Origin of the sequence: Methylomonas subterranea (assembly GCF_024505185.1) — a bacterium.
Taxonomy (GTDB): Bacteria; Pseudomonadota; Gammaproteobacteria; order Methylococcales; family Methylomonadaceae; genus Methylomonas; species Methylomonas subterranea.
In genome coordinates this window covers 1-9,581 of record NZ_JANIBJ010000064.1, presented here as the reverse complement: position 1 = coordinate 9,581, position 9,581 = coordinate 1, and the positions used below count along the sequence as shown (strand labels likewise).

At 54.2% G+C, this 9,581-nt stretch carries 9 protein-coding genes and 1 tRNA gene; 3 read left to right on the top strand and 7 right to left on the bottom strand.

From position 1 onward, the window contains the following. Nucleotides 1-62: 62 nt before the first annotated feature. On the bottom strand, nt 63-1,913 hold the full coding sequence (locus tag NP590_RS19880; protein ID WP_256604482.1) for a methanol/ethanol family PQQ-dependent dehydrogenase: 1,851 nt from the start codon (nt 1,911-1,913) through the stop codon (nt 63-65). A gap of 429 nt (nt 1,914-2,342) precedes the next feature. Further along, nucleotides 2,343-2,972 (bottom strand): peptide-methionine (S)-S-oxide reductase MsrA, encoded by a 630-nt coding sequence (gene msrA / locus NP590_RS19875; RefSeq protein ID WP_256604481.1) that lies wholly within the window; start codon nt 2,970-2,972, stop codon nt 2,343-2,345. Nucleotides 2,973-3,048: 76 nt separating this feature from the next. Between msrA and hslO the strand changes: the two genes are divergently transcribed. Both hslO and NP590_RS19865 read left to right on the top strand, forming a co-directional pair. Then, nucleotides 3,049-3,927, top strand: a complete 879-nt coding sequence (gene hslO, locus NP590_RS19870) for an Hsp33 family molecular chaperone HslO (RefSeq protein ID WP_256604480.1) — start codon at nt 3,049-3,051, stop codon at nt 3,925-3,927. 7 nt (nt 3,928-3,934) lie between these two features. After that, complete coding sequence (locus tag NP590_RS19865) at nt 3,935-4,708, top strand: hypothetical protein (RefSeq protein WP_256604479.1); 774 nt, start codon at nt 3,935-3,937, stop codon at nt 4,706-4,708. 79 nt (nt 4,709-4,787) lie between these two features. Here NP590_RS19865 and NP590_RS19860 read toward each other — a convergent pair whose 3' ends face one another. Further along, nucleotides 4,788-5,390, bottom strand: a complete 603-nt coding sequence (locus tag NP590_RS19860) for a nitroreductase family protein (RefSeq protein ID WP_256604478.1) — start codon at nt 5,388-5,390, stop codon at nt 4,788-4,790. A 179-nt stretch (nt 5,391-5,569) separates the two neighbouring features. On the opposite strand from NP590_RS19860, the gene NP590_RS19855 reads away from it, so the two are divergent. After that, nucleotides 5,570-5,656: transfer RNA gene (locus tag NP590_RS19855), tRNA-Leu, on the top strand. Between the two features lie 419 nt (nt 5,657-6,075). On the opposite strand, the gene NP590_RS19850 is transcribed toward NP590_RS19855, so the two are convergent. From NP590_RS19850 to prmA, 4 genes are all read right to left on the bottom strand, one after another. Next, a complete protein-coding gene (locus NP590_RS19850; RefSeq protein WP_256604477.1) occupies nt 6,076-6,630 on the bottom strand; it encodes a hypothetical protein in 555 nt (184 codons plus the stop codon). 184 nt (nt 6,631-6,814) lie between these two features. Further along, nucleotides 6,815-8,011: a class I SAM-dependent rRNA methyltransferase gene (locus NP590_RS19845; RefSeq protein ID WP_256604476.1), complete on the bottom strand. Its 1,197-nt coding sequence runs from the start codon at nt 8,009-8,011 to the stop codon at nt 6,815-6,817. Between the two features lie 3 nt (nt 8,012-8,014). After that, nucleotides 8,015-8,647 (bottom strand): zinc-ribbon and DUF3426 domain-containing protein, encoded by a 633-nt coding sequence (locus NP590_RS19840; protein ID WP_256604475.1) that lies wholly within the window; start codon nt 8,645-8,647, stop codon nt 8,015-8,017. 2 nt (nt 8,648-8,649) lie between these two features. Further along, nucleotides 8,650-9,534 (bottom strand): 50S ribosomal protein L11 methyltransferase, encoded by an 885-nt coding sequence (prmA, locus tag NP590_RS19835; RefSeq protein WP_256604483.1) that lies wholly within the window; start codon nt 9,532-9,534, stop codon nt 8,650-8,652. Nucleotides 9,535-9,581 lie beyond the last annotated feature (47 nt).

Here is a 9,581-nt window from a genome sequence, read left to right as displayed (position 1 = left end):
AAAAAAGCCTTGGCCGATTGCTCGGCCAAGGCTTGCTTCACTGCGGTCTAGGTAAATTAGACTTAGTTAGGCAGAGCGAACACGGTCAGTGTACCACCTAACTTGGTATAAGAGCCCAGACTTCTGTATGCACCTACAGCGCCCAAGCCTTCGGTGTTGGTGGAGTCGGAGCCGTCGTCCAGGCCGGCGGCGATACCGATACCTGCCCAGCCACCAATACCGGACAGTACGCCAACGTATTGTTTACCTTCGAATTCCCAAGTATTGACGTTGCCGATGATGCCTGATGGGGTTTTGAATTTGTACAATTCCTTACCGGTTTTCGCATCAACCGCTTTCAGGTAGCCTTCCAGGGTGCCGTAGAATACGACGCCGCCGGCGGTGGCAACAGAGCCTGACCAGACAGAGAATTGCTCTTTGTTAGACCAGACGATTTTACCGGTTTTGGCATCCCAAGCGGTGAATTGACCCAGGTTGGTGGTGCCGTCTTTTTTACCGGTCAGAACATCGGCACCGGCAGGCATCATGTTCAGGGTGGCGCCTACGTACGGTTGGCCCGCGGTGTAGCTAACTTCGAACGGTTCGTACTCCATGCACAAGTGGTTGCCCGAAATGTAGAACAGGCCGGTTTGCGGAGAGTAGGAAACAGGTTGTTGGTTCTTCGCGCCCAATGCGGCAGGGCAAGTACCTACAGTGTTGACGTCTTCACCGTTGTGTTCGGTAGAGAATTCTGGCACGACTTGCGGACGGCCTGATTTCATGTCGACGTGGGTTAGCCAGTTGACGGATTTGTCAAAAGTTTCGGCAACCAACAGCTCGCCGTTTTCGCGGTCCAGCGTGTAGCCCACGCCGTTACGGTCGAAGTGGACGATGGTTTTGCGCATTTGGCCCTTGATTTCCTGGTCGACCAGAACGGTTTCGTTGATACCGTCATAGTCCCATTCGTCGTGCGGCGTCATTTGGTAAACCCATTTGACTTCACCGGTGTCGGCGTCGCGAGCCCACAAGGACATGGACCATTTGTTGTCGCCAGGACGTTGTACAGGGTTCCAGGTAGATGGGTTGCCTGAGCCGTAATAGACCAGGTTCAGTTTAGGATCGTAGGAATACCAGCCCCAGGTGGTGCCGCCGCCGATTTTCCATTGGTCGCCTTTCCAGGTCGCCAAGCTGGACTCAGGGCCCAGAGGGGTGACTTTGCCGTCTTGCCAGGTGGTGGATTTGCCCGGTTTGATCAGGGTGTCCTTGTCCGGGCCCATGCTGTAACCTTTCCACGCCAATTGGCCGGTTTTGATGTCGTAGGCCGCCAGGAAGCCGCGAACCCCGAATTCACCGCCGGAAATACCGGTGATGACTTTGTCTTTAACCACGATAGGTGCGTTGGTGTTGGTCATGCCCAGTTTTGGGTCGCCGTTTTGCACGCTCCATACGCGTTTACCGGTTTTGGCATCCAATGCAGTCAGAACAGTGTCCGATTGTTGCAGGAAGATTTTGCCGTCGCCGTATGCCAGACCGCGGTTAACGGTGTCGCAGCACATAACCGGAATCGTGACGTCGGCATCCATGGTTGGGGTGAATTCCCAGATCACGGATTGAGTTTTTTGGTCGATCGCGTATACGGTGTTAGGGAAAGGAGTGTGAACAAACAGCACGCCGTTAACAACCAAGGGGCCGCCTTCATGTCCACGCAGAACGCCGGTAGAGAAAGACCAAGCTGGTTGCAGGTTTTTTACGTTTTGAGCGTTGATTTGTGACAGTTTGCTGTAACGGGTACCGGCATAATCCCCACCCCAAGATGCCCAGTTGGCGGGGTTTTGAGTCAGTTTTTCCAGGTCGCTATTAGCAGTTGATACAGTTGGTGCGGCAAGTAAAGAAGCTACAGCCGATGCAAGCAGCCAGTTTTTTACAGGCTTCATATGTTTCCTCCCGGTAATCTGCTGAAAGACAGAGTACGTTTTTTGTTTGTTAAGACTAATATTAGTTTTAAAGCTCTAAGTTGGATGACCGTCTTAAGGGGCTTTATCGGCGGTTGCCGAGCGCGGTGGGATAGCCAAACCAGTTGCGTAAATTGAAGGATTTTTTCCCAAAAGTCAACTTGAAAAAGTCTCGCGGCTGGGTGGCCGGCCAATAAATTCAAGGCTAATAACGGTTTACAAAAGCATTGTTTAAATTATCGGCGGCGGAAACAGTGGGATGGGCGGTTCGCGCAATCCGATTCGACGAACGATATTGTTCCAATGCCGGGCGCCGGGCGCGGGATGGCGTCGAATTTTTAGCCTTACCATGGCCGGGCTTTCAGGCGGAGATCAAGTTTTTCGACGCCATCCAGAAATCGCCACGCCGAATCAACACGGAATCCCCAGGCCGCCTAAACCGCAATAACCATGCGGGTTTTTAGCCAGATATTGCTGATGCTCGTCCTCGGCATAATAAAACGGCACGTTCCGGCGGATCTCGGTAGTAATTTGGCCCGCGCCGGCTTGCGTCAGCTTGGCTTGATAGGCCTCAAGCGACTCCAGCGCCGCTTGATACTGAACGTCGTTGAATACATCGATACTCGAACGATATTGGGTGCCTACATCATTGCCCTGGCGCATGCCTTGGGTGGGGTTGTGGGATTCCCAAAAAACCCGTAACAGGTCCCGATAGGCTATTTGTTCGGGGTCGAACACAACCAAAACCACCTCGTTATGGCCGGTCAGGCCGCTGCATAGCTCCTGATAGGTCGGATTGGGCGTGTAGCCGCCCGCATAACCCACGGCCGTGCTGAATACGCCGGGTTGCCGCCAGAACTTGCGCTCGGCTCCCCAAAAGCAGCCCATGCCGAACTGGGCTTTTTGCAGATGGGGCTGAAAAGGGGGCTGGATTGGGTTGCCGGAAACAAAATGCAGCGGATTTACGGGCATGGCTAGTGTTCGGCCCGGTAGCGCTTGTTCCGGCGTGGGCAGCGCGGTTTTTTTAAATAAAAAGCTCATGGCGGCTGATCCGAAGTCCAATGAATGGGTTAAGCGGATTATAATCGCCATTCCGTTTAAAACAGATACCAAATTTATGAAGCAACAAGATTGTCTGCGGCGATTTTTATTCGAAGATTTGGGCGTGCGCGGCGAATGGGTAAGACTAGAACAAAGCTGGCGGCAAGCCAAGCAGCATCAGGTTCTCGTCAATGCCGGCGTTGAATCGCAATTGGGGCAAGCTTTGGCGGCGGTCGTACTGTTGTCGGCCACCATCAAGTTCAAGGGAGCGATGATCATGCAAATTCAGGGCGCCGGTGAATTAAGAGCCCTGGTGGCGCAAGCCACGCATGAAGGCAAGGTGCGTTGTTTGGCGCGTAGCGAGGAGCGAGTGTCCGGAAACGATTTAATGGCGATGCTGGGCGAGGGCGGTCGTCTGGTGTTGACGGTGGAGTCGGAAAATGCCGAGCCCTACCAAGGCATAGTCGGTGTTGCCGAACGGAATTTGGCGGCTGTGCTGAAAACTTATTTTACCCAATCCGAGCAACTGGACACCCACTTGTGGCTGTTTGCCACTGCCGAATATGCCGCCGGCCTGTTTTTGCAAAAACTGCCCGGCGATAATCAAGACGACGCCGACTGGCAACGCCTGATAATGTTGGCTGACACGATAACGGAAGCGGAAATGCTGACGCTGGATTGCGAGCAACTGCTGCATCGCCTGTTCCATGAGGACAAGATCAGGCTGTACGACCCCCAGTCCGTCGAGTTTAAATGTAATTGTTCCCGGCCAAAAATTGGCGGCACTTTGGCGGCATTGGGCAGGTCTGAGTTGGAAAGCGTGCTGCGGGAGCGGGAGACCATAGAGGTGGACTGTCAGTTTTGCGGCGCGCAATATTGCTTTGACCGAATTGACGTGGAAAACTTGCTGACCAATCCCGTCATTCACGAGGACGCCGAGTCAACTCGACACTGAGGCCGCAATGAAAAACTTGAATCGCTATGTTCGCTTGGTATTGCTGACTGCAGTGCTGCTAACCCAAACCGGCTGTCTGGAATGGCTGCATGCCTATCAAACCTATTTGCAAATGGAAGAATTTGATCGTTATTTCTCGGTAACGGCCAATGATGATTTCACTGTGCATTTTAAGCAACCCCGGCTGGTCAGCGATGATTTTGTGGCCTTGGCCAAATTGCATGCCAGTAGCGAAGAAAAAACCCTGGTCGGGAAGCGCTGGCGTTATTGGTTTCGCAAAATTGACCGCAATAGCAATTTGGTGAATCCGGAAATCAGCTTTTATTGCGAATTGGCTTTCGACAAGGAAGACAAAGTCACCGATTGGTCATTTTCCAAACTGTTCTTGCAAATCGCCCCGCCGGAATTTCTGGAGGCCTCCTTCCGTTCCCTGGGGGGGGCGGAGATTAACGAAGGCAAAAAGCAATTGCGGGCAAAAGCAGATTTTGCCGACAAGATTACGGCCGATTTACCCAAAAAAGCCACCGTTGTACAGCAATTGGGCGAGCCTTTGGAGATCGAGGATCAGGAAAAACTGGAAATCTATAAGTACCAGTTCCGTCTGGATGCTCGCAAAATTGAAGAAGGCTACGAAGACCGGGCTTTGAGCGAGGTCAGGCTATCGTTCGATAAAACCAGCAGCGAACTGGTAAAGATGTCGGGGCGTTTTGCTGGTTTGAAAATATCGATCAATTACCGCGACTTTCTGGAAGAAGACGACAGCAAAATGGCCGGCTTATAGTCCGGTAAAGTCGGAATCGGCCGGCCTTGCTTGAATGTCGCGCCGGCCGTCTGTTTCCGCGCCGACGCATCGATTCGATCTATTCGGCTCCGGCATTGAAGTCGCCAAAGTAAAAGCAAGCGTTTAAAGGCTTCCGCGAGCGGTCTTTTAGTTCGATTTCCCTGAGATCGTCCGGTAACCGCTCCGCGGCGGCTTGATAGCCGACGGCAATCACCGCCATTGGGCTGCAAGCCTCGGGCAGGGCAAATATTTGTTTGCATTGCTCGGCATCGAAACCTCCCATCTGGTGCGCGGCCAAACCCATGGCGGTTGCTTGCAGGCACAGACTGACGGCGGCGGCGCCGGTGTCGTAAGAGGACCAGCGGTTGATCTTGCCATTGTGTCCGAACTCGTCCATCGCTATAGTCAGTATCAAAACCGGGGCGTTTTTTGCCCAAAGCCGATTCTTTTCTCCCAGCGTGTCCAACAATTTATCCCATGCGCTTGCATGCGTCGCTTTATTGCAGACCAAAAACCGCCAGGGTTGGTCGTTAAAGCAGGAGGGCGCCCAGCGCGCCGCTTCCAGCAAGGCCGTTAAGGTTTGGTGATCCACGGCTTTGTCGGCATCGAATGACCTGGGGCTCCAACGGTTCCGCAGGATGTCATGGATGGGCGTGCTGCTGAAGGCGGGTTTGGTCTGCATAATGATTTCCTTTGTCCGTGTCGTCGGCTTGCGTCAGATGCGATTTTTACATGAGTCATGCTTTAGAAGTAAAGACTTGATCGCTGAGAACGCTGGCTCATTCGGTGCATTATTAAAAAGAGTTGACGCGTAAAATATAATGCTTATAATGGGCGAACTTTCCGCTCTGAAGCGGAATTGCCGAGGTGGTGAAATTGGTAGACGCGCTAGCTTCAGGTGCTAGTGGGGGTAACCCCGTGGAGGTTCAAGTCCTCTCCTCGGCACCATATTACAGTTTCAGGTGGTAACATCTGACAACAAAACCCGCAAGCTGCAAGGCTTAGCGGGTTTTTTTATGTCCCATGCAGTAACACCTAGCCCCGCTAAAGAACCAACAAGATGTTGGCTTTTTGTTGGTATCGGCCATCATGTCCACACCCGATACCATCGAAATCGCCTGGAATTGGCGAGTTTCCGACCATTCGCCCGGACTATGTCGGAACAACCCGGCTGAATTTGGAAGTCGGCCGAAAAATTAAGCTTGCGCGGCAGCAAACTTATGCCACATAAAGCCCGTCGGCATAACCCGCGCGGATACGGGGTTATGCCGACATAAGGGTTGGAAATATTGGTGCATGCGAGACGAGCAACGATGATCGTGGGATGCACACTATCCTGGCCCCGAAAAGTGATTGATGACGTTGTTCTAAGCGTCCGGTTTTGCAGCGTCGGCGGTAAAAATCGGGTTGTTTTTATCTTCTTCGGTCAACTTGGCTTTTTCTTCCGGATAAATATGCCAGAAGGATTGGTCGATGGCGCCTTCGGTATAACTGTTTTTGCGGCTGTGGCCGAACGGACACCACCAGTTTTCGACCACTTTGACCAAATAGGCGTGCCATTCGAACAAGCCGACGCTATACGGGCAATACCATGTGCAGTTCAGAATCCAGAACAATTTGGATTGCGCCATGCTGAGCTTGAAGGAGCCGTGCATGACAATCTGGTTTTTCAGGTTGTAGCGGTGGCTGGCCCGCTCCGGCAGGAAATCGCGCCATTTTTTCACGTTTTGCGCGCCGACGAACTTCAGGCTGTAATAGGTCAAATATGCGCTGGTAATCACAAACGGCAGGGTCAGAATTGGCAGATAGACGAACAACAGGCCGATTGCCCGGGATGTCACCGACATCTGTTGATGGTGGCAGCCGATGTTGACGCGGTCGCCGCAGGATTCGCAGGCTTTTGTGCTCCCTTGGGTGGTCATGAAGTATTCTCCGTTGATTGAGGGTTTAAGGGTTGCTCGGGGTCGAGCAATTGAAAAATGCGTAAGCAACCTTCGCAGCAAAATTGCTTCAAACCATTGGCATGGACAAAACTGAATCCAGGCACTTTTACCGGTTGGCCGCAAAGGTCGCAGGGAGGGGAGGGTGTTTTCATAAGGCCGGGCTTTATATCCGTCCTGATACCGCGCAAAAAAAAGTTTTCAGATATTCGGTTTCCGGCATGGCCGGCAATACCGGGTGATCCGGCCCTTGGCCGTCGCTGGCGATAAACACCAGATGCCGGTCTATATGTCGGGCCGACGCGCGCAGAATTTCGTGCAAATCCGCCCGGCTCAAATGATGCGAACAGGACGCCGATACCAGCAGGCCGTCGGTATTCAACACCTGCAAGGCCAGATGGTTGAGGCGCCGATAAGCTTCATAGCCGGCTTTATAGTCTTTTTTACGCTTGATCAGGGCGGGCGGGTCCAAGACGATCGCATCGAAATGCAGGTTTTGTTCCCGGGCCTGTTTTAAATATTCGAACACATCGCCGCGCGCGAAATTCATTATGTCATGCACGCCATTCAGTGCCGCGCTTTCGGCCGCCAGGGACAGCGCGGTTTCCGAACTGTCCACGCAGGTCACTTCCGCCGCCCCGGCAACGGCGGCGGTGATGCCCCAGGCGCCGGCATAACTGAATAAATCCAGTACTCTGAGGCCCTTGCACCAGCCGGCAAATCTGGCGCGGCCGCAGCGGTGGTCGTAAAACCAGCCGGTTTTTTGGCCTTCGGCGACATTGATCAGAAAACGGGTGTCGTTTTCCTCTATCAACAGTTTTTCCGGCAGATCGCCGTAAGCCATTTCAGGTTCCAGCGACAGATTTTCCAACTGGCGCTGACTGGTGTCGTTTTTTAACAGAATGGCGGCCGGCCGGATTAATTCGACCAATACCTTTACCAGCAAGTTTTTGTGTACTTCCATGCCGGCGGTAGTGATTTGCACGGACAGCACCTCGCCGTAACGGTCGATGACCAGCCCCGGCAAGCCGTCGCTCTCGCCGAACACCAAACGATAAAACGGCCGCTCGAAGAGGCGTTGCCGCAGGGCCAAGGCTTGTGTCAGTCGGGTTTTGAAAAACTTTTCGCCGATAGTGCCATTGGGTTTGCGGGTCAACAGGCGCGCGCAAATCAGTGCATTGGGGTTGACGTACGCCAAGCCCAGGGCCTTGCCGCCGCTGTCGTTGACGACCGCCACGTCGCCGGCGGCGAAGGCATCCAGCGGGCTGCGCTTGGCGTCGATTTCGTTGCTGAACACCCACAAATGCCCTTGTCGCAGGCGCTTGTCTTCGTGTTTCTTTAAAAACAATTCGGGATAATGCATGCTTTACATGGTGGTAAGAGTAAATCCGCCGACGCTTGGGGCGGAGATGACTATGGCCAAGCGTATTTGTTCGGTATGCTTGGCGGCCGACAGGGTTTCGTGCGTATAAGTGGCCGGCGGAAACAGCCGCTCCGCCAAAAGCCGTCCGTTGTAATCGTTGACGGTAAGCTTCAAGGCCGGAAAGGCTTGCGAAAATTCCGCCTGATTGGTCAATGCCGCGGTCAATACATAGCGATTGTCCAAATGGGCCTGCCACTCGCTATGCGATATGGACCAGTCCGCCGGATTCCGATACGGCGGCACGCGGCAACCGATAAGCCGGCAAACCTGCGTTAAGGCGCTATAGAACGGCGGTCGCCGCAGTAAGTTTTCGCGTTCGAAATAGGCGATTTGGCCCAGTAAAACCAATAGCAGCACGGCGTTGCCGATTCGCCATGCAAGCGGCGACGCGGGCCTGGGGAATGTAAGTTCCGGGGGGCTGGGCGAGTCATGCCGCTCGTCTATCATATCGGACAAGCTGGGCAAGGCGTCAAACGACCTGCCGCAGGCCGCGCAATTCAGTAAACCGCGGCCATCACGCAATTGCCGGGTGCTGAGCTGCTGTTGGCAATCGCAATGAGGGCAGCGGCTGTACATGCTTAGGCCGGCTTTTCGGCGTCCAGGCGGCACCAGTCTTCCAGGCTCACCGGTTCGGCGACCATGAGGCCTTGGGCTCTGTATGCATCGGCCACGACCTGGGCTTGTTCGTTCAGAATGCCGGACAATATCAAATGTCCGCCGGGTTGCACCAAGGCGGCGATGACGGCGGACAGCTCGATCAAGGGTTTGGCCAAGATATTCGCCACCACGATTTCCGCGCGGTCATGGGAAAACTGCTCCGGCAGGCAATAGCTGATGCGATCCAGCACCCGGTTTTTATCGGCATTGTACTGGGTGGCGGTCAGGGCCTGCGGGTCGATGTCGACGCCATGCGCGTGTTCGGCGCCTAATAACAGGGCCGCGACCGCCAGAATGCCGGAGCCGCAGCCGTAATCGATCATTACCTTGTTTTGTAAGTCATGGCCGGCCAGCCATTCCAGGCACAAGGCGGTGGTGGGATGCGTGCCGGTGCCGAACGCCAGCCCCGGATCCAGCGTCATGCAGACCTGACCCGCTTCATGTACTTCCTGGCCGCTGGGGCAAACCCATAAGCGGCCGGCAAATTGCATGGGCTGAAAATGCTCCATCCATGCACGCTCCCAGGCCTGATCCTGTATCACTTCGACCAACCATTGCCGTAGCGGCCGGCCGATGAACTGGTTGATCACCAGGGTCTGCACCACATCGGGATCGGCATCCAGTTCGAAAAGCGCGGTAACCCGGGTGTTGCTCCAGATTTGGGTCTGGTCGATGGCCGGTTCGTAGACCGGTTCGTCCTCCGCGTCGCTATAGGTCACGGAAACCGCGCCCAATTCGCTAAAAAAATCGGACAATTCGGGAGCGGTATGCTCGTCGGTTACGACTGAAAGCTGATGCCATGCCATAGTCTGTTTTGGATGATAGGCAAGGTGCGCGCCATGCCGGCGCGCAC

Bases quoted from the DNA above. Each gene is read 5' to 3' on its own strand.
- NP590_RS19860 (WP_256604478.1), bottom strand. From the start codon at position 5,390: ATGCAGACCAAACCCGCCTTCAGCAGCACGCCCATCCATGACATCCTG.
- NP590_RS19840 (WP_256604475.1), bottom strand. From the start codon at position 8,647: ATGTACAGCCGCTGCCCTCATTGCGATTGCCAACAGCAGCTCAGCACC.
- NP590_RS19850 (WP_256604477.1), bottom strand. From the start codon at position 6,630: ATGACCACCCAAGGGAGCACAAAAGCCTGCGAATCCTGCGGCGACCGC.
- NP590_RS19865 (WP_256604479.1), top strand. From the start codon at position 3,935: ATGAAAAACTTGAATCGCTATGTTCGCTTGGTATTGCTGACTGCAGTG.
- msrA (WP_256604481.1), bottom strand. From the start codon at position 2,972: ATGAGCTTTTTATTTAAAAAAACCGCGCTGCCCACGCCGGAACAAGCG.
- NP590_RS19880 (WP_256604482.1), bottom strand. From the start codon at position 1,913: ATGAAGCCTGTAAAAAACTGGCTGCTTGCATCGGCTGTAGCTTCTTTA.
- prmA (WP_256604483.1), bottom strand. From the start codon at position 9,534: ATGGCATGGCATCAGCTTTCAGTCGTAACCGACGAGCATACCGCTCCC.
- NP590_RS19845 (WP_256604476.1), bottom strand. From the start codon at position 8,011: ATGCATTATCCCGAATTGTTTTTAAAGAAACACGAAGACAAGCGCCTG.
- hslO (WP_256604480.1), top strand. From the start codon at position 3,049: ATGAAGCAACAAGATTGTCTGCGGCGATTTTTATTCGAAGATTTGGGC.